Raw genomic sequence first — 24,982 nt, forward strand, 5'->3', positions numbered from 1 at the left:
GCCCGGAGGGCCATGGGGCCATGGGGCCATGGGGCCGGCGCTCAGCGCCGCGCGCGCGGCGGTGAGCGTCGACCTCCGGCCGCCGGTCCGGCGCCGCCGCGCCCGACGGCGGCGGACGGCGGCGCCGTCGAGCCGCGCAGCACCAGCTCGGGCCGCAGCAGCACGTCGCCGGCCGTCTCCTGCCCGGCCATGCGGGCGAGCAGCAGGCGCGCCGCCTCCGCCCCCATGTCGCGATGGCGGAACCGCACCGTGGTGAGCGGCGGATCGACGAGGTCCATCAGCGGCAGGTCGTTGTAGCCGGTGACCGACACGTCGCCCGGGCAGGCGAGGCCACGCGCCGTCAGGGCGTCGTAGCAGCCGAGCGCCAGGAGATCGTTGGCGGCGACGACGGCGGTCGTCGCCGGATGCGCGTCGAGCAGCGCCGCGCAGGCCAGCCGCCCGGCCTCGCGCGAGAACGACGCCGCCTCGGCGACCGGCAGGGCCCGGCGCCCGAGCGCCGCGCCGGCGGCCGCGAAGCCGCGGCGCCGCGTCGCCCCGGTGGACAGCGTCTGCGGGCCGGCGACATGGCCGATGCGGACGTGGCCGAGCCCGGCGAGGTGCTCCATCGCGAGGCCGATGCCGCGCAGGTCGTCGCTCAGCACGGCGGGCGCCCGGCCGCTGTCGTCGGTGCGGTTGATCAGCACGATCGGCGCGGGCCCGTCGAGCCACTCGTCGAGCACGGCGTCGTGCAGCATCGCCGAGGCGAGGATCAGGCCGTCGACCTGCCGCTCGACCATGGCGGAGAGGATGCGGCGATGCCGCTCCGGATCGTTGGCCGTGTCGGCCACGATGGTGAGGTAGCCCTGCTCCTGCAGGGTGTGCTCGATGCCGTTGAGGATCGCCGGGAACAGCAGGCTGGCGAGGTCCGGCACCACCAGGCCGACCATGTGGGAGCGGCGCGTGCGCAGGCTCGACGCCGCCGTGTTGGCGCGGTAGCCGAGCCGCCGCGCCGTCTCCTCGACGCGCGCCACGATCGCCGGATTGACGCGCGCCCGGGTCGCCGGGCTGAGCGCCCGCGACACCGTGGAGAAGTGCACGCCGGCCGCCTCGGCGACCTCCTTGATCGTGACGGTCGGTCTCTTCGCGGCCATCGGACCCTCCGGCGGACGGTATCGCATTGGCAAACGATTGCAGCAAGCGGCCAGAACTCGCGGCCGCGCACGATTGACAAGACCTGCGAGATCTGCGGAGATGGGTTTTGCAAACGTTTGCTGACACAAACCAGCATCGAGAGGAAACGCCGATGGCCCCCCGCATCAGCTACGTGGAGCCTGCCAGCATCACGGATCCGGCGATGATCCAGGAGCTCGAGCGCTGCGCCCGCGAGGGCACGCCGCGCCCGGAAAGCCAGGCCGTGCGGGCGCACGTGCCGGCGGTGTTCTGGTCGTTCGCCGACACCTGGCGCACCGTGTTCCACCAGGGCGTCGCCGACCACTCGATCAAGGAGCTGTGCCGCGTCTACGTCTCGCGCGCGGTGCTGTGCGAGTTCTGCGGCAACCAGCGTTCGATCAAGTCGGCCAGGGCCGGGCTGGTCGAGGACGACTACCGCGACCTGATCAACTTCGAGACCTCGTCGCGCTACGACGAGAGGCAGAAGGCCGCCCTCTCCTACGCCGAGGCGATCACCTGGGACCTGCCGACCGACGACGCCTTCTGGGCCCGGCTGCACGCCCACTTCTCCGAGCCCGAGCTGGTCGAGATCGGCTATTTCGTCGCCATCACCATGGGCCAGCAGCGCTGGCTGCGGACCCTGAACATCGAGCACCACCAGGTGATGGCCGGTCAGGACGGCTCGATGGCGCCCGGCTTCGAGACCGCCGAGGCGCTGGCGCGGTCGAAGGCCGACCCGGACTACTGGGCGCGGTCGAAGACCCGCCCGGCGACGGCTGCCTGACCGGCGCCCGACCTCCTGCGACGCCGATCCCGGGCGGGCCCGGGATCGCCCCCCCGGCGAAGACGCGGCGCTCACCGGCCGGCGCCGCCGGCCTCACGTGATGCGCAGGGCGGCCCGCAGCCCGAGAACGGCCGAGTCGATCACCGGCAGCGAGAGCTCGCGCTCCAGCGCATCGGCGAAGCCGTAGCCCGGAATGTTCGTGCTCCAGACGAGCACGGCGTCCGCGTCGCGCCGCGCCGCGACGGCCCGTGCAAACGCGACGATCGGCTCGGGCGACGCGCCGGCGGCCGCGAAATTGTCGGTGAATCCGAGATGCAGCTCGCTGGAGGTGCTCACGCCCCGTTCGGCGAAGCGGAGCTTGTAGACCTGCCCCTTCGCGGGGATGCCGTGCGTCACCAGGGCGATCCGCCGGATGCCGCGACGGTCGAACTCGTCGAGCGCCGCGAGCGCCGTGGTCACCATCGGAATGCCGACCCGACTCTCCACCAGGGCGCACAGCTCCCTGTCGGCGTCGAAGCCGATCGCGGAGCCGCGCGTGGCGTTCCAGCAGATCACCCCCACCCGGGCGTGGGCGAGAAGCTCGGCCGCGGCGAGAAAGGAGGCGGCATCGTAGCCGGTCTCCGGCTGCCCCTGCCCGTCGCCGAAATAGGGCACCCGGGCGAAGCACGCGTCCACCCCGGGCCGCGCGCCGATCAGATGCCTGGCCGCCCGCTCGACCACCCGGTTCGAGGACGGCAGGATGATGCCGATCGCCCGGCCGGCCGGGATCGTCACGGCCGCCGCTCCGCCGCGCCGGCGAGTGCGGGCTGCGGCGTGTCCGGTCCGGTGGCGGCCATCCAGTGGCGGGCCAGGTCGATGCGCCGGGCGACCCACACGCGGTCGCCGAGGCGCGCGAGCAGGCCGAGAATGCCTTCGACGGCGGCAAACCGGGCGGGACGGCCGCATATCCGCAGGTGAAGGCCGATGTTGAGGAGACTGCTGCGGCCCCGCTCCGCCTCGTCCAGCAAGGTCGACAGGGCGGCGCCGGCATAGCGCACGAACTGGTCGGGCTCGACGAAGCCGTTGGGATGGAAGAACTTCATGTCGTTGCAGTCGAACCCGTAGGGCACCACGAGAATCCGGCCGGCGCCGGCCGGCGCCATGTACGGCAGGTCGTCGTCGAAGCCGTTCGAGTCGTAGGCGAAGCCGAGCTCCGCCAGGAGCTCCCGCGTATGGACGCTCTGGCTGCCGCGGCAGCAGAAGCCGAGCGGGCGCTCGCCCGTGGCCGCGCGGATGACGTCGATGCAGCGGACCAGCGACGCGCGCTCCGCGGCACGATCGGCGAAGTCGGCGTGCGGGCGCCACAGCCAGCCGTGGCAGGCCGGCTCGTGTCCCCGCGCCACGATCTCGGCCGCGAGGTCCGGCAGGCGCTCGACGGCGCGGCCGCACATGTAGAACGTCGCCCGCCGGTCGTGCCGGTCGAAGGCGTCGAGGAACCGCCAGAGGCCGACCCGCGTGCCGTAGGCGAACATCTCCTCCTGGCCGAGATCGCGGCGCCCCGGCGCCACGACGCTCACCACCTCGCCGATGCGCTCGCTGACCTCGTCGCCGTCGCCGACGGCCAGTTCGGCCCCCTCCTCGAAATTGACCACCAGGGAGACCGCGACCCTGGCGCCGTTCGGCCAGACCATCGCGGGCGGACGACCGCCATAGCCGACCAGATCACGCTGCCGCATGCCGTTCTCCGAAAGCACCTGTCCGGTTGCTAGATCATGCCGCCATTATTGTCGACAATACTATTCCATTTTTGTTGCATATATGTTGGGCAGACGGTTGCGGGAAAGCCGCCCGGCTGTCACACTCGACCCCACAACAACGTGCGGAACGCGATGCGGAAATCGAAGGCGATGTCGGCCGGCGGGCGGACGACACTGGACCAGGACCCGGTGGTCCAGGGCATCCTCAAGGCGATCAGCCTCAAGCGCCTGCGGCCCGGAATGAAGCTCGGGGAGATCGAGCTGGCGTCGGCCTTCGGCACCAACCGGACGCACGTCCGGCAGGTCCTGTCGCATCTCGGCTCGCGCGACCTGGTCACGCTGATCCCGAACCGCGGCGCCTTCGTCTCGCAATGCTCCCCCGAGGAGGCCCGCGCCGTCTTCGACACCCGGAAGATCCTGGAGCGGGCGGCGATCTCGGCGGCGCTGGACCACTTCACCCCGGACATGGCGCGGGACCTGTCGCGGCTGGTGGCGCTGGAGAAGTCGCATTCGCACAACGACCGCTGGGACGGGCTGGACCTCAGCGCCAGCTTCCATGTCGAGATCGCGCGGCTGAGCGGCAATCCCGTGCTGGTCAAGTTCATGGAAGAGCTGACGCTGCGCACGTCGCTGATCATCGCCCAATACGAGATGCCGGGATCGGAGGACCGCTGCCCGGAGGCGCATCCTGGCATCGCCGAGCGGATCCTGGCGCGCGACAAGGCCGGGGCGATCGCGGCGATGGATCGCCATCTCGCCGACATGCAGGCGCGACTCAAGCTCGACGGCCGCGGCGAGAGCGACGCCGACATCGCGGCCATCTTCCAGGATCTGGGCATCGTCCCCAAGGCCAGGCCCGGGGCGCGCCGCCGCGACTGAGGCGGCGAGGACCGGCCCGGCCTCCTCCGGCCGCCCAGAATGCCATCACGGTGGCGACAATATAATCTTTTAATTGTCTACAATATTTGAGACGCTTGTCGCAGCTGATGCATTCACGCTTCGGGGCACCCGTCCATGCTCGCCGATGCCGCCCTCCCCTCGCCGTCTCCGGTCCGGGCCCGCAGCGCGTCCGTGGAGCTGACGTCCGTCTCGCATCGGTTCGGACCGGCGACCGTGATCGACGACGTGTCGCTCGCCATCGCGCCCGGCGAGTTCATCGCCTTCCTGGGGCCGTCGGGCTGCGGCAAGACCACCCTGCTGCGGATCGTCGCCGGGTTCATCACGCCGAGCTCCGGCGAGGTGCGCATGTCCGGCGCTGCGGTGGGCGGGCTGGGGCCGGCCGAGCGCGGCGTCGGCATCGTGTTCCAGAACTATGCGCTGTTCCCGCACATGACCGTGGCGCGCAATGTCGACTACGGGCTGCGCGCCCGCGGATGGCCCCGCGCCCGGCGCGACGCGCGGGTGCGGGAAATGCTCGGCTTCGTGCGCATGTCGGCCTTCGCCGACCGTTATCCGCGCCAGCTCTCCGGCGGCCAGCAGCAGCGCGTCGCGCTGGCCCGCGCGCTGGCGGTCGACCCGTCGATCCTGCTGCTCGACGAGCCGTTCGGCGCGCTCGACAAGAACCTGCGCCTCGACATGCAGATCGAGCTCGAGCGCATCCACCGCGACGCCGGCCTGACCACCATCATGGTGACGCACGACCAGGAGGAGGCGCTCGCCCTCGCCGACAGGATCGCGGTGTTCGATGCCGGCCGCCTGGAGCAGTTCGGCACCCCGCAGGAGATCTACGACCGCCCGGCCACCCGCTTCGTCAGCAGCTTCGTCGGCCACACCAACCTGCTGCCCGGCCGGCTCCTGAACAGCCGGGGCGAGGCGCGGATCGCCACCGATGCCGGCCCGGTGCTGGTGCTGCCCCAGGCCAGGCCGTGCGGCCGCCCCGGGCGGGTGCTGGTGGCGATCCGGCCGGAGAACCTGCGTCTCGCGACGTCCGGCGAGGCGAGCGCGTTCGCCGCGGTCGTGCGCGCGGTCATGCCGCTCGGCCCCACCATCGCCTACGACCTGGCGCTGGCGGACGGAACCCCGCTCAAGCTCCTGCACATGCGGGGCGCCGCGCCCGGCGCCACACCCGGCGCCCAGGTCCACCTGCAGATCGCCGACCCGACCCACTGCCCTGTCTACATCGACTGACGCCACCGACCGACGCCATCGGAGCCCCTGCCATGTCCGCCACCGTCTCACGCCGCCAGCTTCTCGCCTCCGGTGCCGCCGCGGCGATCGCGCCCGGCCTGCTGTCCGGCATCCCGGGCCGGGCCGAGGCCGCCGGCAGCCTCGTCGCCACGACCTATCCAGGGACCTGGGAGGTGGCCCAGCGCCAGATCCTGCTGCCGGCCTTCACCAGGGCCACCGGCGCGAGCGTCGCGCTGCAGCCGGTCCTCGCGCTCGACGCGGTCGCCAAGATCGCGGCGTCCCGGGCGAACCCGCCCTTCAACGTCGTGCTGATGGACGAGGGCCCGTATCTGGCGGCACTGGATCTCGGGATCTTCGCACCCTTGCCGAAGGACAAGGTGAAGAACCTCGCCGACCTGCCCGAGCGGTTCATCGACCCCAACGGCCGCGGCGCCTTCATCTCCGCCCAGATCATGGGCATCGTCTACAATCCGACCGCGATCAAGACGCCGCCCACCTCCTGGCTCGACCTGTGGAAGCCCCAATACAAGGGCCGGGTCGGAATCACCGGGCTCGGCAGCAGCCTCGGGGCCGCCTGGATGGTGGAGATCGCGAAGCTGCACGGCGGCAGCGAGAGCAACATGGATCCGGGCTTCGCGGCGCTGAAGACGCTGCTGCCGAATCTCGGCGCCGTGGCCCCCAATCCGGGGGCGCTGGCGACGCTGTTCCAGCAGGGCCAGATCGACATCGGCTTCAACTATCTCAACGCCGTCCTGCCCTTGGCGCAGCGGGGCGTGGAGATCGCCATCGCGCGGCCGGACTCCGGCTGGGTGCTGGTACGAAACTCGCTGCACGCCATCGCCGGCAGCGCGAATCTCGATCTCTGCTACGCCTATATCGACGCCGCCCTGTCCGGTGCCGTCCAGGGCCAGATGGCCGCCGCGCCGAACTTCTTGGCTCCGACCAACAGGACGGTCGCCTTCGGCTCCGAGCTGCAGAAGGTGGCCAGGAACGACCAGGATCTCGCCGCCCTGACCCTGGTCGACTGGAAGGCCCTCAATCCGCAACGCAGCGCGCTGATCGAGCGCTTCAACAAGGAGGTCCGGACCTGACGCCGGCCGAGCGCATGGCGATGCCCGGCCCCTCCGGATCCGCGGCCGTCGCCGCACCGGCCGCCGCAGCGGCGGCCGCGACGCCGCGCCGGAGGCTTCGCGTACGGCTCGGCAGGCCGTGGCTCGCCTTGCCGCTGCTGGCCTTCTTCCTGGTGTTCGTCGCCCTGCCCGTCCTCGTGCTCGTGGCCGTCGGCATCAGCGGCCCGGACGGCTTGACGCTGGTGCATGTCCACCGGTTCCTCACCGACGGCCTGAGCCTGCCCGTGCTGGGGCGCACGCTGATGCTCGGCCTGGCGACCGCGGCCGTGGCGCTCGTGCTCGGCTATCCCCTGGCGCTGCTGTTCGTCTCCGCGTCGCCGCGGCTGCAGCGGCTGCTGATCCTGCTGATCGTGCTGCCGCTGCTGACCAGCGCCGTGGTTCGCACCTTCGCCTGGGTCGTGATCCTCGGCCGCCAGGGGCTCGTGAACGAGACCCTGACGGGGCTCGGCCTCGTCGGCGGGCCGGTTGCCCTGCTCTACACCGAGCCCATGCTGATCCTGACCCTGGCCCAGATCGAGCTGCCGCTGATGACGCTGCCGATCATCTCCGCCTTGTCGGCGATCGATCCGCGCCTGACGGAAGCCTCGGCGGCGCTCGGTGCGGGCCGCTGGCGGACCCTGCTCCTCGTCGTCGTGCCGCTCAGCCTGCCCGGCGTGATCGCCGGCGTGCTGCTGGTCTTCGCTGCCGCCTGCGGGGCGCTCGTCACCCAGTCCATCGTCGGCGGCGGGCGCCTGCTTTTCATGCCGATGTACATCTACCAGCAGGGCATGCAGGGCCAGAACTGGCCGTTCGCCGCGACCATCTCGCTGATGCTCCTGATCTCGGTGCTGGCCGTCGTGGCGCTGCTGAACATGGCCGGCCGTCTGGCGACGAGGCACCTTCATGTCTGAGCCCGCAAGGACGCCCTCGCGCCGGGCCCGGCTGTGGCGGCGTCTCGACGCGTGGAGCTATGCGGCGGTCCTGTCGACGCTCGGCGGCGCGGCGATGGTGCTGCTCGCCCTGCCGACCGTGATCGTCCTCGTCACCTCCTTCACATCGGCGGCGACGCTGCGCTTCCCGCCGCCCGGCTTCTCCACCCAGTGGTACCGCGCCCTGGTCCTCGCCTCTCCCGAGATCGTCGACGCGGCGCTGGTCAGCCTGCAGGTCGCCGCCGTCGCGACCGCGGCCGCGACCGTCCTCGCGACATCGGCCGCCATCGCCATCGACGCGAGCGCATCGCGCTGGGCGCGGGTGGCCGACACCATGCTGATGTCGCCGCTGCTGCTGCCCGGGCTGGCGCTGGCGCTCGGCCTGCTCCTCACCTTCAGCCTGCTGGACATGCGCCTGTCGATGACCACCCTGATCATCGGCCATACGGTGATCTGCTGTCCCTTCATCCTGCGCACCACCCTCGCGAGCCTGGCCCAGATCGACCGCGTGCTCGCCGAGTGCTCGTCCAGCCTGGGAGCCGGCGCGCTGTTCACCTTCGCTCACGTCACCTTTCCGCTCGCCCGGGGCGGCATCGGCGCCGGCGCCTTCATCGCCTTCATGGCGTCGTTCGACAACGTCGCCATCTCGCTCTTCCTCGCCGACGCCCATTCGGAGGTGCTGCCGATCCGCCTGTGGGACCTGATCGAGAACCTGCTGGACGTGCGGGCGGCGGCCGCGTCGGGCGTGCTGATCGTCACCACCATCGTGCTGATGGTGGTCATGGAGCGGCTGACCGGACTGTCCCGCTACGTGCGCTGACGCGCGGCGCGCCTGCGGGTGACGCCCGCCGATCCTCGCTCGTCGGGCCCCGTGTTCCGCTGTCGCGGCGCACGGGGCGCCGGACGCGGCGCCGTTCCGCCCGTGCGGGACGACGATGCTCCTCACCCGGCCAGCACGGCCCGCACGGTGCCGGCGACCGCCTCGGCCGTGAAGCCGAAATGGGTCAGCAGATCGCGCTCGGGGCCGGATTCGCCGAAGCGGTCGAGCCCGATCACCGCGCCACGCCGGCCGGCGAGGCCGCGCCAGCCGCGCGTCGCCCCCGCCTCGACCACCACGACCGGCCGGTCCGGCGGCACCAGGGCGGCGCGCACCGCGTCCGACAGTGCCTCGACGCGCTCGACGCACGGCATCGACACCACCCGCACCGCGATGCCGTCGTCGGCCAGCCGCTTCGCCGCGTCCATGGCGAGCCGCACCTCGGAGCCGGTGGCGACCAGGGTCGCGGCGGCGTGCGGCGCCTCGACCAGCACGCGGGCGCCGGTTCGGCCCAGCGTGTCGAGATGGTCGGCCGGCTGCGGCGGCAGCGCCTGGCGGGTGAGGATCAGGGCCGAGGGCCCGTCGCGCCGCTCCAGCGCCGCCTGCCACGCCACCGCCGTCTCCGCGGCATCGGCGGGGCGCCAGACGTCGAGGCCGGGGATCAGCCGCAGGCTCTCGACATGCTCGATCGGCTGGTGGGTCGGCCCGTCCTCGCCGACCGAGATGGAGTCGTGGGTGAAGACGTAGATCACCCGCAGCCCCATCAGGGCCGACATCCGCACCGCGTTGCGGGCGTAGTCGGAGAACACCAGGAAGGTCGCGACATAGGGGATGAAGCCGCCGTGCAGCGCGATGCCGTTGGCGATCGCCGACATGCCGAACTCGCGCACGCCGAACAGGATCTGGTTGCCGGCCGGATCGCGCGTCACCGGCACGCTCTTCGGATGGAAGGTGAGGTTGGAGTGCGAGAGGTCGGCCGAGCCGCCCAGGAGCTCGGGCAGCGCCTTGGCGAATTCGGTCAGCGCGATCTGCCCGGCCTTGCGGGTCGCGACCGCACCGGACGCGGTCTCGGCGGCGAGCGCCGCGGCCGCGGCCTCGGCGAAGCCCGCCGGCAGGTCACCGGCGAGGCGCCGCTCGAACTCGGCGGCGAGATCGGGATGGGCGGCCGCATAGGCTGAGAAGCGCGCCCGCCACGCGGCGGACAGCGCGGCGCCGCGGGCGCGGCCGTCCCATTCGGCATAGACCTCGGCCGGCACATGGAAGGGCGGATGCGTCCAGCCCATCGCGGCGCGGGTGCGGGCGATCTCCTCGGCGCCGAGGGGCGCGCCGTGGGTGTCCTGATGGCCCTGCTTGGTCGGCGCGCCGCGGCCGATGGTGGTGCGGGCGCAGATCAGCGTCGGCTTCGTCTGGTCGGCGAGCGCCTCGGCGAAGGCGCGGGCGATCGCCTCCGGGTCGTGCCCGTCGACGCCCTCGATCACCTGCCAGCCATAGGCACGGAACCGCGCCGGCGTGTCGTCGGCGAACCACTCGGTCACCTTGCCGTCGATCGAGATGCCGTTGTCGTCCCACACGGCGATCAGCTTGCCCAGCCCGAGCCGGCCGGCGAGCGAGGCCGCCTCGTGGCTGATGCCCTCCATCAGGCAGCCGTCGCCGAGGAACACGAAGGTGCGGTGATCGACGATGGCGTGGCCCGGCCGGTTGAACTGCGCCGCGAGCGTCTTCTCGGCCAGCGCCATGCCGACCGCGTTGGTGAGCCCCTGCCCCAGCGGCCCGGTGGTGGTCTCGACGCCCGGCGTCAGGCCGTATTCGGGATGGCCCGGCGTCTTGGAATGGAGCTGGCGGAAGCGCCTGATCTCGTCGATCGGCAGGTCGTAGCCGGTGAGGTGCAGCAGCCCGTAGAGCAGCATCGAGGCGTGGCCGTTGGACAGCACGAAGCGGTCGCGGTCGGGCCAGCGCGGGTCGGCGGGGTCGTGCCGCATCACACCGCGCCACAGCACGGCGGCGATCTCGGCCATGCCCATCGGCGCGCCCGGATGACCGGATTTCGCCTGCTCGACCGCGTCCATGGCGAGCGCCCGCAGCGCCGCCGTCACGGGCCAGGCGAGCCCCTGCTGCGTGTCCTGCCCCTCGCCGTCCTGCCGCTCGATCGTCGCCGGCATGCTCATGGTGGTGTCTCCCCGGTATCGTTCTGGCGGTCATTCCGGGGCGGCGCGCAGCGCCGAACCCGGAATCCAACCGCACTTTCGGAATAGTTCGCTGGATTCCGGGTTCGCGCCTTCGGCGCGCCCCGGAATGACCGCGCTGAATCTCACGCCAGCGCGCGGCGCTTGCGCTCGACGAGCTTGAGGATCATCGGCGTCAGGATCAGCTGCATGGCGAGGTCGAGCTTGCCGCCCGGGATCACGATGGAGTTGGCCCGGCTCATGAAGCTGCCGTCGATCATGGTGCGCAGATAGGCGAAGTCGATGCCGCGCGGGTTCTTGAAGCGGATCACCACCATCGACTCGTCCGGCGTCGGGATCCAGCGCGCCACCAGCGGGTTCGAGGTGTCGACGGTGGGCACCCGCTGGAAGTTGATGTCGGTCTCGGTGAACTGCGGGCAGATCACGTGCACATAGGCGTGCATGCGGCGCAGGATCGTGTCGGTGACGGCCTCGGTCGAGTAGCCGCGCGCCGCGCGGTCGCGGTGGATCTTCTGGATCCATTCGAGGTTGATCACCGGCACGACGCCGATCTTGAGGTCGGCATACTGGGCGACGTTGATGGTGTCGGTCGCCACCGCGCCGTGCAGGCCCTCGTAGAACAGGAGGTCCGACTTGTCCTCGAACGGCGCCCAGTCCGTGAAGGTGCCGGGCGGCGCGCCGAAGCGCTCGGCCTCCTCGGCGCTGTGCACGTAGTGGCGGGTGCGCCCCTTGCCGGTCAGGCCATACTCGCGGAACACGCGCTCCAGCTCCTCGAGCTCGTTGGCTTCGATGTTGAAGTGGCTGAAGGTCTGGTCGCCCTCGGCGGCGCGCCGGGCGATCTCGGCCTTCATGGTGGCGCGGTCGTAGCGATGGAAGGCGTCGCCCTCGATCGACACCGCCGTGATGCCCTCGCGGCGGAAGATCTGGTCGAAGGTGTGCTTGACCGTGGTGGTCCCCGCTCCGGAGGAGCCGGTGACCGAGATGATCGGATGCTTGACGGACATTTTCCTGAACCCGGACTTCTGTCTGCCGTCATTCCGGGGCGCACCGCGGGTGCGAACCCGGAATCCAGCGGCAACGACTGCATTCTTGGCTGGATTCCGGGTTCGCCGCTCCGCGGCGCCCCGGAATGACCGGGAAATGGCTCAATTCAAATCCTCGACGCCGCTGCTCTCACGCCGTCAGCAGCCCCCGCTTGCCGAACAGCGGCGAGCGCTCGGCGATCTCGCCGGGGCCGGTGAGATAGTTCGACACGCGGTCGACCTTCTCGCGCGAGCCGAAGATCAGGGGCACGCGCTGGTGCAGCTTCTCCGGCACCAGATCCAGGATCGGCGTGCGCCCGTCGGTCGCCGCGGCACCCGCCTGCTCCATCAGGAGCGCAATGGGAAAGGCCTCGTAGACGAGGCGCAGCCGCCCCTGCGTGTAGCCGGCCCGCGTGTCGGCCGGATACAGATAGATGCCGCCCCGGATGATGATGCGGTGCGCCTCCGCCACCATCGAGGCGATCCAGCGCATGTTGTAGTCGACCTCGCGCGGCCCGTCCTTGCCCTGCAGCAGATCGTCGATGTAGAGGCGCAGCCGGTCGTCCCAGTGCCGGTGGTTCGACATGTTGATGGCGAACTCCTTCGCCGCGGCCGGGATGGTGACCCGCTCCGCCACCAGGCGGTAGACGCCGAGCTTGCGGTCGAGCACGAAGTGCACCGTGCCCTCGCCGACGCTGAGCACCAGCGCCGTGTGCGGCCCGTAGACCGTGTAGCCGGCGGCGAGCTGGGAGCGCCCCGTCTGGAAGAACGCTGCCTCCGACACCGGGTCGACGCCCGCCGGCGCCGGCAGCACCGAGAAGATGGTGCCGATGGTCACGTCGGTGTCGATGTTGGAGGAGCCGTCGAGCGGGTCGATGGCGACCAGCAGCGGCGCCCCCGCCGTCACGGAGACCGGCAGCTCGGCCTCCTCGGAGGCGTAGGCGGCGACCGGCGCCGCCTTCAGGGCCTCGAACAGCAGGGCGTCGGCGCGGACGTCGAGCTCCTTCTGCTCGTCGTAGCCGTCCGCCCCCTTGCCGAGGGTGGCCGACAGCGCCCCGGCGAGCGGCCCGTCGGCGACGATGGCCGAGATCGCCGCGGTCGCCCCGGCGATCGCCACCAGGGTTTTTCGCACGGCGCTCCGGGTCTCGTCCGCGCCGGCCCAGCGTGCCAGATAATCGTCGAGTGTGTCCGCCATGATCGTTCCCCGTCCCGCTCCGGCGTGCACTGTCGCGCCGCCGGCACCAGCTGTCAGTCCGAAAAAACCCGGCTGGCGCGGATTTCCGCCGCCGTGATGGTGCGCAGCGCGTCCTGGTCGACCGGTCCGTCGGCCTCGAACAGCCGCATCGCCTGGCGCAGCCGCGCCCGGTCGAAGGCGTTGCGCATGGATCGTGCGTTCGCGAAGGACGGCCTCCGCCGCCGCGCCGTGACGTAGTCGACCAGCGCGGCCCGCGCCCCGTCGTCGAACCGGTAGCCCTCGGCGGCCGCGAGCGTCTCCGTGATGGCCACCAGCTCGGCGTCCTCGTAATCGGGAAAGTCGATGTGGTGCGCGATGCGCGAGCGAAACCCGGGATTCGCCGAGAAGAAGGTCTCCATGCGGTCGCCGTAGCCGGCCAGGATCACGACGAGGTCCTCGCGCTGGTTCTCCATCACCTGGAGCAGGATCTCGATCGCCTCCTGGCCGTAGTCCTTCTCGTTCTCGGGCCGGTAGAGATAGTAGGCCTCGTCGATGAACAGGACGCCGCCCATGGCGCGCTTGAGCACTTCCTTGGTCTTCGGCGCCGTGTGGCCGATATACTGACCGACGAGATCGTCGCGTGTCACCGAGACGAGGTGGCCTTTTCGCACATAGCCCAGGCGGTGAAGGATGCTGGCCATGCGCAGCGCCACCGTGGTCTTGCCGGTGCCGGGATTGCCCGTGAACGCCATGTGCAGGGTCGGCGGCGTCGCGGTGAGCCCGAGCGTGCGGCGCGCCTTGTCGACCAGCAGATAGGCGGCGATCTCGCGGATGCGCCGCTTCACCGGCTTCAGGCCGATCAGCGCGGCGTCGAGCTCGGCGAGCACGGCGTCGATCTGGGTCTCGTGGTAGAGCGCCTTGAGGTCGACCCGGGCGTCCGCCGGGTTGTCGCCCGCCGCGCCCGCGACCGGCACCGCCTGCCCCGTTCCGATCGTGCCGATGGTCATGACCGTCTCCGCTGCCACCCGTCATTCCGGGGCGCGCCGAAGGCGCGAACCCGGAATCCAGCCACCAATTCCGAGCCCGGCTCTGGATTCCGGGTTCGTCGCTGCGCGACGCCCCGGAATGACCAGCGAGGCTAGGCCCGCACCACCGAATAATGCTGCACCCGGCCCGGCCCCTCGGTGCGCTGGAGGCGATAGGCCACCTCCTCCTTGGGCCGGTGCACCATGAAGGCGAGCCGCACCGTCTCCCAGCCGCGGGTCGAGTCGAAGGCGGAGAGGCGGATGTAGCTGTCCGGATGCGCGGCCCGGCAGGCCTTCAGCTCGCCCATGACGCCGGCGGCGTCCTTCAGGTCGAACATCGGGATGCCCCACATGTCCCAGTAGGTGTGGCGCGGATGCGGGTCGTCGGTGAATTCGAGGCTCACCGCCCAGCCATGCGCGAGCGCGTACTCGATCTGCGCGGCGATCTGCTCGTCGGTGAGGTCGGGGAGGAACGAGAAGGCCCCCTGGGTGATACGCATTGCTGTGCTCCTTGCCGCGCGGCGGCGAATTCTGTTTCCGTCATTCCGGGGCGCGCCCCTGGCGCGAACCCGGAATCCAACCAAACACTCCGAGACTGCCGCTGGATTCCGGGTTCGCCGCTGCGCGGCGCCCCGGAATGACCGAGGCTGCTGAATCACGCCACCGAGGCGGTGGGGACGAAGTCCGAGGTGTCGGTCGAGGTGTAGTCGAACGTCACCGAGCCCCAGGTGTGCAGCGCCGCCTCCAGCGGCTTGCACCACTTCGCCGCCGCCTGCAGGATCTCCGGGCCCTCCGAGAGGATGTCGCGGCCCTCGTTGCGGGCCAGCACCATGGCCTCCAGCGCGACCCGGTTGGCGATCGCGCCGGCCTCGATGCCCATCGGGTGGCCGATGGTGCCGCCGCCGAACTGCAGCACCACGTCGTCGCCGAAGAGATTCAGCAGCTGGTGCATCTGCCCGGCATGGATGCCGCCGGAGGCGACCGGCATGACGCGGCGGATGTCGGCCCAGTCCTGCTCGAAGAACAGGCCACGCGGCAGGTCCACCGCGTTGTGACGCTCGCGGCAGACGTTGTAGTAGCCCTGGACCGTCATCGGGTCGCCCTCGAGCTTGCCGACCGCGGTGCCGGCATGCAGGTGGTCGACGCCGGCCAGCCGCAGCCACTTGGCGATCACCCGGAACGAGATGCCGTGGCTCTTCTGCCGCGTGTAGGTGCCGTGACCGGCGCGGTGCATGTGCAGGATCATGTCGTTGGCCCGGGCCCACTCGGAGATCGACTGGATCGCGGTCCAGCCGATGATGAGATCCACCATCACGATCACGGATCCGAGCTCCTTGGCGAACGCGGCGCGCCGGTACATCTCCTCCATGGTGCCGGCCGTGATGTTGAGATAGTGGCCCTTCACCTCGCCGGTGCGCGCCATCGCCTGGTTGACGCCCTCCATGCAGTAGAGGAAGCGGTCGCGCCAGTGCATGAAGGGCTGCGAGTTGATGTTCTCGTCGTCCTTGGTGAAGTCGAGGCCGCCGCGCAGCGCCTCGTAGACGACACGGCCGTAGTTCTTGCCGGAGAGGCCGAGCTTCGGCTTGATGGTGGCGCCGAGCAGCGGACGGCCGAACGAGTTGAGCCGCTCGCGCTCGACCACGATGCCGGTCGGCGGGCCCTTGAAGGTCTTCACATAGGCGACCGGCAGCCGCATGTCCTCGAGGCGCGCCGCCTTGAGCGGCTTGAACGAGAACACGTTGCCGATGATCGACGCGGTGAGGTTGGCGATCGAGCCTTCCTCGAACAGGATCAGGTCGTAGGCGATGTAGACGAAGTACTGCCCCGGCTGGCCCGGCACCGGCTCGACCTTGTAGGCCTTGCCGCGGTAGCTGTCGCAGGCGGTCAGCCGGTCGGTCCACACCACGGTCCAGGTCGCCGTCGAGCTCTCGCCCGCCACCGCGGCGGCCGCCTCGACCGGATCGACGCCCTCCTGCGGGGTGATACGGAACACCGCCAGGAGATCGGTCTCCTTGGGCTCGTAGTCGCCGTCCCAGTAGCCCATCTGCGCGTATTTCAGCACGCCGGCGGCGTAGCGCTTCTTGGCGTCCGTGATGGCGCCTTGCGGTGCGGCACCGGCCGGCGCGTTGCCGGTGGCGGGCGGGGCGAGCGAAGTGACGCTGGTCATCGAAAAGGGCTCCTCGGCTGTCCTCGACGCCGACATTGCAATTTCCGAATGCATCAGTAAATTTTAATGTTCTGAAGCTCCACTTCAGATCGCCTTAACCCATTCCGGACCCCGGCCGTCCCATGCGCAACCTCACCCTGAAGCAGCTCCGCCTGATCGACAGCGCCGCCCGGCTCGGCAGCTTCGCGGCCGCCGCCGAGGCCAACCACGTCACGCCGCCCGCCGTGACCATGCAGATGCGCCAGCTGGAGGACGAGATCGGCCTGCCGCTGTTCGACCGCGACGGCCGCGGGCTGACGCCCACGGCGGCCGGCCGGGAGCTGCTGCTCGCCGCCCGCAAGGTCGAGGCGGCGATCGCCGAGTGCCGCGAGGCACTGGCCTCGCTGAAGTCGCTCGATGCCGGCCGGGTGACGGTCGGCGTGGTCTCCACCGCCAAGTATTTCGCGCCCCGCATGCTGGCGGCCTTCGCCCGCAAGCACCCGAAGGTCGAGCTGCAGCTCGTCGTCGGCAACCGTCGCGACATCGTCGCCCAGTTCGAGGCCGGGCTGTTCGACGTCTGCGTGATGGGCCGCCCGCCCGAGGGGGTGGAGATCGAGAGCGACCGCATCGGCCCGCACCCGCACGTCGTCGTCGCCCCGCCCGATCACCCCCTCGCGAAGAAGCGCCGCCTCGCCCCGCAGGCGTTGGCCGAGGAGACCTTCCTGGTGCGCGAGCCGGGCTCGGGCACCCGCACCCTGATGGAGAGCTTCTTCGCCAAGGCCGGCCTGGCGCCGACCATCGGCATGGAGATCGGCTCCAACGAGACCATCAAGCAGGCCGTGATGGCGGGCCTGGGCCTCGCCTTCATCTCGGCCCACACCATCGCGGCGGAGATCGCCGACGGCCGCCTGAAGGTGCTCGACGTCGACGGCCTGCCGCTCGAGCGCGCCTGGTTCGTGGTGCGGCTCGCGTCCCGCCGCCTGATGCCGGCCGCCCAGGCGCTGCGCGCGTTCCTGGCGGCGGAAGGGGCGACCTTCCTGCCCAGGCCGTGAGGGCACCGGCGCCCGGGACCGGCGACGATCCGGACCGTCACCCGGGCTGGAAGCAGACGAGCCCGTTGGCCGGGATGACGATCTCGGCGGAGGCCGGCAGGCCGTGCATCGGCGGACCGCCGGCGACCACGCCGCTGCCGTTGCCGGCGACGATCGGATTGACCCAGTTGTCGTAGACGTCGCTGTTGAACACCTCGCGCCAGAGGCCGCCGCGCGGGAAGCCGAGCCGGTAGCCGGAGTGCGTCGTCTCGGCGAAGCTCGCCACCACGACGAGATCGTCGCCGAAGCCCTCGATCCAGCGGTGGAAGGCGATCACCCGGTTGCCGTTGTGGACGTGGAACACGTTCATGGCGCCGCGCCGCAGCGCCGCGAGGCGCCGCCGCAGCGCGATCAGCTCGCGGGTGAAGCGCAGGTGATCGCTCATCGCCCTGTCGGTCGCGAGCCCCTCCCACCAGATGCGCAGGTCGCTGCGGTCCGGCGAGTCGCTCCACATCTTGTCCTCGAGGAACTCCTGCCCCATGAACAGCATCGGCACGCCCGGCCCGGTCAGCAGCAGGCCGGTGGCGACGCGGGCGCGGCTGCGCGCATACCAGGAGCGCGGATCGTCCCAGTGGGCGATCTTGGCGACCCGCGGCCGCTGGTCGTGCGGCGCGTGATCGATCAGCAGGCCGTCGTGGTTCTCCAGCATCTGCACGGCGCGCCACGCGCCGTCGAAGCCCGGCGGCGGCCGCAGCGCGCCGGCCACCCGGTCGAGATCGACGAAGGCGTCGCGTCCGCCCGCCGCCTGGCCGACCGCGCCGCGCACCGCCTCGCGCATGCCGTCGTGCCAGACGAGGTCGAATCCGGCGCCGCCGAAGGCGCTCGGGCGCACCGCCCAGTCCTTGCCGTCCTTCCAGAACTCGGCGATCTGCACGGCCGACGGCTTCACGAACCGCACCGTGCCGGTGAGATCCTGGCAGAACCGCCAGCCGCCGAAATTGTCGATGACGCTGACCTCGTCGTAGCGGAAGCCGTCGACATGGTATTCCGACAGGTAGGACAGCGCGTTGTCGATCAGGAACTGGCGGACGCCGTCGTTCCAGTAGGCGAAGCCCAGGCCGCCGGCCCATTCGCGGTCGGTGAAATAGAGGCTGTCGTTCTGGTTGCCGGGATCGAGCCGGTCGAAGAAGTAGAGGCTCTCGTCGCCGAAGTCGCCGCCGGCGTGGTTGTAGACCACGTCGAGGATCACGGCCATGCCGTAGACGTGGAGGATGTCGACGAGGAGCCGCAGCTGGTTGGCCGCCCCGGTGACGTCCTGCATCGCCACCGGCGGATGGCCGCGCGCCGCGAGCAGCGCGTTGGCGCGCGCCAGATAGCGGCCGAGATCGGCATCCGACACGCCGTAGTCGAACTCCGGCGAGAAATAGTCGACGCCGTTGTAGCCGAGGCTGAACCGGGTCGGATACTCGACGATCGGCAGCGGCTGGACCGCGGTCACCCCGAGATCGGCCAGGTACTCGACCCGGTCCAGCACGTCGAGGAACTTCGCCACCCGGCCCGGCCGGATGTCGCGTCCGGCCGCGTCGAGCGCACTGAACGTGCCGACGTGGAACTGGTAGATGATCAGATCCTCGAACGGCGGCGCCCGGAAGGCCAAGTCGTGCCAGGGATAGCGGGCGGGATCGCAGACGACGCAGTTCCAGCTCGGCGCGCTCAGCTCGCGGGCGTGCGGATCGCGCTTGAACCCCTCGCGGCCGGTCGGCCCGACGACGTAGAACTTGTACTCGGTGCCGTCGGTCACGCCCGGCAGGAAGCCGGTCCAGAACCCCTGCCCGTCCTTGACCAGCCGGGTCGCCTCGTCGGCCCTGCTCCAGCCGTTGAACGGTCCGGAGACGTGGACCGCCGTCGCGCGCGGCGCCCAGGTCCGGAACGTGCTTCCGCCCGGGAACACATTGGCCCCCATCCGCGTCGTCGGGCCGATCCCCCTCTGGCTCGCCGTCATCCGATGGCCCCTTCGCAGCAGGCGTCAGTCGTAGCCGCCGAACATCATCAGGAAGATGTCGACGTCGGTCGCGTTCATCAGCGCGTGGAGCTGCCCCGGCTTGAGCAGCGCGAAGTGCCCGGCCTTGAGGGTGCGGAGCTCGAAGCAGCGTTCGCGGGTCGGCATCTTGGTCCAGTCGCCGACCATCATCACGGCCTGGCCGCGCAGCAGGAAGAAGATCTCCTGGTTGTCGCGGTGCCGGTGGATCCCGATGCCGCAATTGTTCTTGAGGATGTGGAGGTCGATGTAGTCGACCGCGAGGAAGCCCTCGGTGCGCTCGCCCGCCGCCTTGCGGCCGTAGGCGTCGAACTGCCACGGCTCGATGGTGCGGCCGAGCTCGCCCGAGCCGGCGAACGCGAAGTAGTTCGACATCAGGTTGCGGTAGTGCAGGAACCCGACGCCGCCGTGCGGGCTCGGGCTGATCCCCGCCTTGAGATAGGCGTCCCAGCCGCGCACCGGCATGGCGAACTCGTAATGGTAGTTCCGCCCGTCCTGCGAATCCCAGACCCGGCCGGTCTCGTCGACCCACGCCAGCTCGAGCCGCAGCGGCAGGATCGGGTGCATCGCGCAGTCCGGCGCGACGCTGCGCATGTCGACGTCGTCCTTGCCCTCGCGATCGAACGCGCTCTTCTCGCCGCGGACGATGTCCGGCCGGGTGACCAGCTCGCCGCTGTCGAGCGCCCGCAGCCCGCTCTCGTCCTCGTTGTCGGCGAAGACCCGGCGGAGATCCGCCCCGGGGTCGCCCCACAGCTCGATCTCGTAGCGGTCGGTCGCCTCGACGTAAGGCACCGTGATCAGCCCGCCCGCGTCCCGCCCGTTGACCTTGAGGAACAGCCGGATGGTCTTTCCGGGCAGCCCGCCCATCAGCTCGGCGAGCTTCGAATCCGGGCCGGCCCGGTAGGAGAGCTTGATGAACGGCACGATGCGGGCCGGCTGCGGGTCGACGTTCTCGAGGTCCCGCCAGGCGCTGGTGGTCACCCAGCCGCGCAGGATGTAGGTGTCGGTGACCAGGAAGTCGCGGACGTTCTGCTTCTGGAAGTCGTTCTTGCTGTCCTGCCGGGTCGGGTCGAGGATGTCGGCGTCGGCGCCCTGCGGCCCGGCGAGCGTCAGCTCGCTGAACGGCACCAGCGCCTGCAGGTCGTCGGTCAGGTAGTAGTGCCGTGCCGCGGCGAGGTGCTGGGCCTCCGCGTAGCCGATCAGCCGGACCAGCGGATTGTCGCTGTTGTAGTCCGGGGTCTCGCCGGGCGGGATGCGGACGACGTGGTCGGTGGTGACGATCTCCGACATCGTGGATCCGCCTCTTCAGGAGGTGTGATAGCCGAAGGCGACGAACTTCAGCGGCCCCGCATTGCCCTTCGGGTTGCGCACGCCGTGGATGCCGCCGCTCTTGGTGAAGATCGTGATGCCGGGGCGCACCGGGATCTCCCGGCACGGCTTCGGCCCGAGCCCGTAGATGTCCGGCGTCGGGTCGACCAGCGGGTATTTCGCGTCGACGGCCGGGTCGTCGCCGTCACCCAAATAGGCGATGCCCTCGCCTTCGATGAAGTAGTAGAGCTCCTCCGAGCCGATGTGCTGGTGGGTACCCTCGACCGCCCCGGGCGGCACGACGACCTGGTGGAAGTAGACGATCGTGCCGCCGAGCTCGCGCTGGACGATCCAGCGCATGCCCATGACGTTCTTGTCGCCGTCGAACCTGCCCGGCTCCGGCGGCGGCCCGGTGAAGTAGTCGCTGCTGCTCGGCTCCGTGATCGCGTTCTGGTAGTACACCGGCGTGATCGCCTCGGCGTCGAGCACGAAGCCGCGCTGGAAGTTCACCAGATAGAGGCCGTCGCCAATGGTGTTCTGCGGCGAGTTGGGCTCCGGCCGGTTGGGCTCCTGGTGCGAACGGACGTAGTCGTTGTCCCAGCCGGCGTTGTCCGCCTTGATCCGATAGTTGAACGGCCGGTCGAGGTCGGCCTCGCGGAACGAGAGCCGGACGTCGACGATGCCGTAGAGATCCTTCAGCGCGTGCCGGAACCCGGGAATCGTCGTGATCGGCTTGTGCAGCCCCATCTGGTCCAGCACCTTGAACGAATGGGTGGCCGACCGCGGCGGCTCCAACGTCTCCCAGATCTCGACCTGGTAGGCGTCGACATAGGTGTCGTAGAACAGCTTCACGTAGCGCTTGAGCGCGGGCCCGACCGCCGGATCGCTGTGGGTCAGCTCGATCCAGGCCAGGACCTCGTCGCCGAGGAAGCGGCCGCGCTCGCGCACCTGCTCGGCGAGCCGCCCGGCCCGGTACTCGATGCGCAGCGCGTTGCACAGATACTTGCCGTCCAGATAGACCTCGGCCTTGAGGACGATCAGGTCGGCGCGGCCGCGCACCTCGAGCACGTTGTACTGGTAGCGCGGGCTGCGCGTCGCGTTGAGGTACTGGGCGTGATAGATGCGGTCCGGGAAAAAGACGACCTTGAAGATCGTGTTCCAGGGCGCGTCGAAGTTCGGATTGGTCGCGGCCGCCGCCTCGAGCCGCGCCATCCCTTCCGAATCCCGACGCTCCTTGACGATCTCGGCGCCGGCCCGGATGACCTCGTCCTTCTCGATGGCTGAAAAGCGCGGATCCATGGTCACACTCGCGTCAGCAGGTGGTCGGCCACGCGGAACGCGTTGGCCTGGATCGTCAGCGTCGGGTTGGCACCGCCGGAGGTCGGCATGAACGCCCCGTCGGTGACGTAGAGGTTGTCGAACTCCCAGGCGCGGTTCTGCGGGTCGAGCACGCTGTCCTTCGGGTCGGTGCCGAAGCGGGCGCCGCCGAGGATGTGGTTCGCCATGCGGGCGAGCGCGTTCTCCGCCATGTAGATGGCTCCCTGCCCCTGGATCGGGTAGTTGCGACCGACCGGATCGCCGCCGTAGCGCAGCACGTTGCCGCACTGCCGCGCCATCGTGTCCATCAGGTAGCGGTCGTGCGGATGCCAGGTCTTGATCACATAGGCGACCGGGCGGCCCCACTTGTCCTTGACGGTCGGATGCAGCTCGATCCTATTGTCGAACTGCGGCACCTGGTTGGCCATGAAGCTGATCGACAGGCCGCGGCCGAACTCGTCGTCGAGGAACTTGATGAACCCGTCGGCCCGCATGCCGACGTCGGACATGAAGCCGTTCCACAAGGTGTCGAGATCCTGGCTGCCGTGGGTGCGGAACAGCGACAGTGGCAGCGCCTGGTCCGAGGTGTTGTTGTAGATCGCGGCGCCGGCCCAGAGATTGTTCGCCTCGAGGAACTCGTCGGTGGCGCAGCAGTCGGTCGCCCAGTCGGCGTCGAGCGCCTTCGACTTGTCGAACCGGCCGGGCATCAGGGCCCGCGCGCCGCCGAAGCAATGGGTGAGGAAGTAGCGCCCGAGCAGCGGGTTCTGGTTGATGCGGCGGTCGAAGTCGTCGTCCTGGGCGGCCGAGAGCTTGAGCAGCCGCACCGATTCGATCGCCGAGCACGCCACCACCACGATCCGGCCGCTGACGGTGCGCGCGATGCCGCCCGGGTCCAGGTAGTGAACCTGCGTCACCCGGCCGTTCTGGCTGGACAGATGCGTGACCACGCAGTTCGGTCGGATCTCGAAGCCCGCCTCCCGCGCCACCGGGCCGAGCAGCGACACCCAGGTGTTCGATTTCAGCCCGAGCGGATCGCCGTAGCGGTTCACGTAGCTGGTCTTGGCGGACTCGGGGTCGGGATTGCCGGCGGCGTCGCGCGGGATCTTGCGTCCGCTCGGCGCGTGGTCGCGGGTGATGACGGCGAGCGGCGTGCGGTACGGCTCGATGTTCGACCCGAGCCGGCGCCCCAGCTCGGCCATCCCGTCGTTCGCGTAGGCGCTGATCGGATTGGGCTGGAGCGGCGGCTGGTAGCGGTTGCCGCTGGTGAACGGCTTCTGCTGGTTGTCGTTGGTGCCGCAGATGCCGACCAGCTCCTCGGCCATGGCGTAGTACGGCTCGAGCGTCGCGTAGTCGTACGGCCAGTCGCGCGCCTCCCGCTTCACGTCGCCGGCCGGATCGTCCTTGAGGGGGGAGCGGCGCTGCTCGTTGAAGCTCTTCAGGCGCAGGTCGGTCGGCGTGAAGCGCAGCGAGACGCCGCCGTAGAGCTGGGTTCCGCCGCCGACCACCTGGGCCGTGTAGCCCTCGATCGTCCCGTAGTCCCGATTGTCGGGTCCGCGATAGACGTGCGGCTCGTCGTTGATGTCCGGCTCGACATGGCTGCTGTAGTAGGACACGCCGGCATTCGCGAGGCCGGGGACGCGCAGGATCTTCTCGGCGCCGGAGGAGAAGAGCTCGTCGCGGCGATAGTCGCTGCGCCGGCCCGGAACCTCGTAGTCCGGCCGCAGCAGCGGGCCCTTGTCGAACACCAGCACCGACTTGCCCTGCCGCACCAGCCGGTTGGCGATCGGGGCGCCACCCGCGCCGCTGCCGATCACGACCACGTCGAAGCTGTCCCTCATGGCGAGCCCTCCCTCCGCGACGACGGCGTTCGGAACGATGTCAGCTGTAGTACGGGCTGGTGCCGAGCGGCTTCTCCAGCGCGGCGCGCCAGTCGAAGAGCGTCTTCTTGTTCCGGTCGGCGTAGCGGAACTCGAGATAGGCCCAGCCGGCGGCGCCGACATTGCCGGCATAGCGCGGGTGCGCGAAGGCCGTGGTGACCGCGTGACGCCGCAGCAGATAGAGGAAGAACTTCGGGTCGGCGTAGGCGCCGTAGTCCCAGCCCGCGATGGTCACGCCGTTCGCCATCTTGTCGTAGAGCTCGATGAAATCCTCGGCCGGCATCTCGTAGGGCTCGACGAACGGGTTCTGCTGCCTCAGCGCGCGATCGATCTGCTTCAGGCAGATGCGATAGTCGGCGAGCCGGTGCGCCTCGTCGCGCGCCAGGAGCTTGTCGATGGCGTTCACCTCGCCGACCGACTCGTCGAGCCGGAACGCCTTCGGCATCTCGGCCTTGCGCTGATCGCGGTTGAGGCCGAAATAGTAGCGCCGGAGGAAGTTCTCGGCGTCGCCGCTGCGGAACGGCAGGATCTGGTCGATCAGCCGGTAGAGGATGCGCAGCTCCCACGGCTCCAGGATGATCGGCTGCAGGAAGCCGTCGGTGAAGAAGCGCGACCACGTGCGGCCGTTGGCGAGGCGCTTGCGCTGCGGGTTGATCGGGTCGAGCACGAACCTGCCGTCGACGAGATACTTGTAGAGGTGCAGCTCGGCCACCGGCACCTCGACCGACACGGCGCGATAGCCGGTGTCCTCGCCTTCGAAGAGCACGGGCGTCAGCGGGATCGGCTCGTAGAGCGTGCCGAAGGTGCCGAGCACGGCGACCGGCCGCCCGTCGCCCGGCGTCGTCTTGTAGACGAAGGTCACGAGATTGACGGGCGGCGCGTCGTCCGGACGGACCTCGCGGACGAAACCGACGATCGGAAACCGCCAGGCTTCGGCGATGCGGGCACGAAACGCGGTCGCGGCAGCCTCGTCGCCCGGTTCCGGGGGAGGCCCGCTCCGGCTGAGGTGCTTGGTACAATGGTTGAGGACGTACTCGCTTCCGGGATCACGAACAGCGACAGCCATGGCCCCACCGTTCTCGGGTTGGAACAGACACGCGTGTTTCGGCCGACGCGCCTTCCGACGCGCCGTCGTGCTTCGTCATCGCGGAACTAATCACGCGGGCACGCGCTCTCGTCGCGAGAGACGCGCCGTCGGCCCGCCGCCGGA

The 24,982-nt window shown here is 70.2% G+C and carries 21 protein-coding genes; 7 read left to right on the forward strand and 14 right to left on the reverse strand.

Annotated features, from left to right (window positions below):
* Positions 1-41: 41 nt before the first annotated feature.
* Positions 42-1,130 carry a LacI family DNA-binding transcriptional regulator gene (locus J2S22_RS10470; RefSeq protein ID WP_272778454.1) on the reverse strand — a complete coding sequence of 363 codons (1,089 nt, stop codon included), beginning with the start codon at positions 1,128-1,130 and terminating at the stop codon, positions 42-44.
* Positions 1,131-1,282: 152 nt separating this feature from the next.
* Between J2S22_RS10470 and J2S22_RS10475 the strand changes: the two genes are divergently transcribed.
* Positions 1,283-1,933 (forward strand): carboxymuconolactone decarboxylase family protein, encoded by a 651-nt coding sequence (locus J2S22_RS10475; protein ID WP_272778455.1) that lies wholly within the window; start codon positions 1,283-1,285, stop codon positions 1,931-1,933.
* Positions 1,934-2,026: 93 nt separating this feature from the next.
* Here J2S22_RS10475 and J2S22_RS10480 read toward each other — a convergent pair whose 3' ends face one another.
* Positions 2,027-2,707 (reverse strand): aspartate/glutamate racemase family protein, encoded by a 681-nt coding sequence (locus J2S22_RS10480; protein WP_272778456.1) that lies wholly within the window; start codon positions 2,705-2,707, stop codon positions 2,027-2,029.
* Positions 2,704-3,648: a polysaccharide deacetylase family protein gene (locus J2S22_RS10485; RefSeq protein WP_272778457.1), complete on the reverse strand. Its 945-nt coding sequence runs from the start codon at positions 3,646-3,648 to the stop codon at positions 2,704-2,706. The genes J2S22_RS10480 and J2S22_RS10485 overlap by 4 nt, the downstream gene beginning before the upstream one ends.
* Before the next feature lie 153 nt (positions 3,649-3,801).
* Here J2S22_RS10485 and J2S22_RS10490 point away from each other — a divergent pair, with 153 nt between their 5' ends.
* From J2S22_RS10490 to J2S22_RS10510, 5 genes are all read left to right on the forward strand, one after another.
* Positions 3,802-4,548, forward strand: coding sequence for a GntR family transcriptional regulator (locus J2S22_RS10490; RefSeq protein WP_272778458.1), 747 nt, complete (start codon positions 3,802-3,804; stop codon positions 4,546-4,548).
* Between the two features lie 135 nt (positions 4,549-4,683).
* Entirely contained in the window at positions 4,684-5,796 is a 1,113-nt protein-coding gene (locus J2S22_RS10495; protein WP_284701185.1) for an ABC transporter ATP-binding protein, read from the forward strand.
* Between the two features lie 32 nt (positions 5,797-5,828).
* On the forward strand, positions 5,829-6,887 hold the full coding sequence (locus tag J2S22_RS10500; RefSeq protein ID WP_272778460.1) for an extracellular solute-binding protein: 1,059 nt from the start codon (positions 5,829-5,831) through the stop codon (positions 6,885-6,887).
* 128 nt (positions 6,888-7,015) lie between these two features.
* Positions 7,016-7,816, forward strand: a complete 801-nt coding sequence (locus J2S22_RS10505) for an ABC transporter permease (protein WP_307155825.1) — start codon at positions 7,016-7,018, stop codon at positions 7,814-7,816.
* Complete coding sequence (locus J2S22_RS10510; protein WP_272778462.1) at positions 7,809-8,654, forward strand: ABC transporter permease; 846 nt, start codon at positions 7,809-7,811, stop codon at positions 8,652-8,654. Before J2S22_RS10505 ends, J2S22_RS10510 begins: the two co-directional genes overlap by 8 nt.
* A gap of 122 nt (positions 8,655-8,776) precedes the next feature.
* On the opposite strand, the gene tkt is transcribed toward J2S22_RS10510, so the two are convergent.
* From tkt to J2S22_RS10540, 6 genes are all read right to left on the reverse strand, one after another.
* Positions 8,777-10,717, reverse strand: a complete 1,941-nt coding sequence (gene tkt / locus J2S22_RS10515) for a transketolase (RefSeq protein ID WP_370878198.1) — start codon at positions 10,715-10,717, stop codon at positions 8,777-8,779.
* A 242-nt stretch (positions 10,718-10,959) separates the two neighbouring features.
* Complete coding sequence (locus J2S22_RS10520) at positions 10,960-11,838, reverse strand: phosphoribulokinase (protein ID WP_272778464.1); 879 nt, start codon at positions 11,836-11,838, stop codon at positions 10,960-10,962.
* A gap of 169 nt (positions 11,839-12,007) precedes the next feature.
* On the reverse strand, positions 12,008-13,051 hold the full coding sequence (locus tag J2S22_RS10525; protein WP_272778465.1) for a class 1 fructose-bisphosphatase: 1,044 nt from the start codon (positions 13,049-13,051) through the stop codon (positions 12,008-12,010).
* Positions 13,052-13,104: 53 nt separating this feature from the next.
* Entirely contained in the window at positions 13,105-14,037 is a 933-nt protein-coding gene (gene cbbX, locus J2S22_RS10530) for a CbbX protein (RefSeq protein ID WP_272778466.1), read from the reverse strand.
* Positions 14,038-14,168: 131 nt separating this feature from the next.
* A complete protein-coding gene (locus J2S22_RS10535; RefSeq protein ID WP_272778467.1) occupies positions 14,169-14,555 on the reverse strand; it encodes a ribulose bisphosphate carboxylase small subunit in 387 nt (128 codons plus the stop codon).
* 155 nt (positions 14,556-14,710) lie between these two features.
* The gene (locus J2S22_RS10540; RefSeq protein WP_272778468.1) at positions 14,711-16,222 is read right to left on the reverse strand and encodes a form I ribulose bisphosphate carboxylase large subunit; all 1,512 of its coding nucleotides are present in this window, start codon (positions 16,220-16,222) and stop codon (positions 14,711-14,713) included.
* Between the two features lie 122 nt (positions 16,223-16,344).
* Here J2S22_RS10540 and J2S22_RS10545 point away from each other — a divergent pair, with 122 nt between their 5' ends.
* Complete coding sequence (locus J2S22_RS10545) at positions 16,345-17,253, forward strand: LysR family transcriptional regulator (RefSeq protein WP_272778469.1); 909 nt, start codon at positions 16,345-16,347, stop codon at positions 17,251-17,253.
* Positions 17,254-17,290: 37 nt separating this feature from the next.
* Here J2S22_RS10545 and J2S22_RS10550 read toward each other — a convergent pair whose 3' ends face one another.
* From J2S22_RS10550 to J2S22_RS10570, 5 genes are read right to left on the reverse strand one after another with little or no spacing between them, the layout of a single operon-like run.
* On the reverse strand, positions 17,291-19,234 hold the full coding sequence (locus J2S22_RS10550; protein WP_272778470.1) for an alpha amylase C-terminal domain-containing protein: 1,944 nt from the start codon (positions 19,232-19,234) through the stop codon (positions 17,291-17,293).
* A 24-nt stretch (positions 19,235-19,258) separates the two neighbouring features.
* Positions 19,259-20,560: a cupin domain-containing protein gene (locus tag J2S22_RS10555; protein WP_272778471.1), complete on the reverse strand. Its 1,302-nt coding sequence runs from the start codon at positions 20,558-20,560 to the stop codon at positions 19,259-19,261.
* A 15-nt stretch (positions 20,561-20,575) separates the two neighbouring features.
* The gene (locus J2S22_RS10560; RefSeq protein ID WP_272778472.1) at positions 20,576-21,877 is read right to left on the reverse strand and encodes a cupin domain-containing protein; all 1,302 of its coding nucleotides are present in this window, start codon (positions 21,875-21,877) and stop codon (positions 20,576-20,578) included.
* Positions 21,878-21,879: 2 nt separating this feature from the next.
* The gene (locus J2S22_RS10565; protein WP_272778473.1) at positions 21,880-23,733 is read right to left on the reverse strand and encodes a GMC oxidoreductase; all 1,854 of its coding nucleotides are present in this window, start codon (positions 23,731-23,733) and stop codon (positions 21,880-21,882) included.
* A gap of 40 nt (positions 23,734-23,773) precedes the next feature.
* Positions 23,774-24,838, reverse strand: coding sequence for a gluconate 2-dehydrogenase subunit 3 family protein (locus J2S22_RS10570; RefSeq protein ID WP_272778474.1), 1,065 nt, complete (start codon positions 24,836-24,838; stop codon positions 23,774-23,776).
* Positions 24,839-24,982: the final 144 nt, after the last annotated feature.

Origin of the sequence: Rhodoplanes tepidamans, from assembly GCF_030813915.1 — a bacterium.
Classification (GTDB): Bacteria; Pseudomonadota; Alphaproteobacteria; order Rhizobiales; family Xanthobacteraceae; genus Rhodoplanes; species Rhodoplanes tepidamans.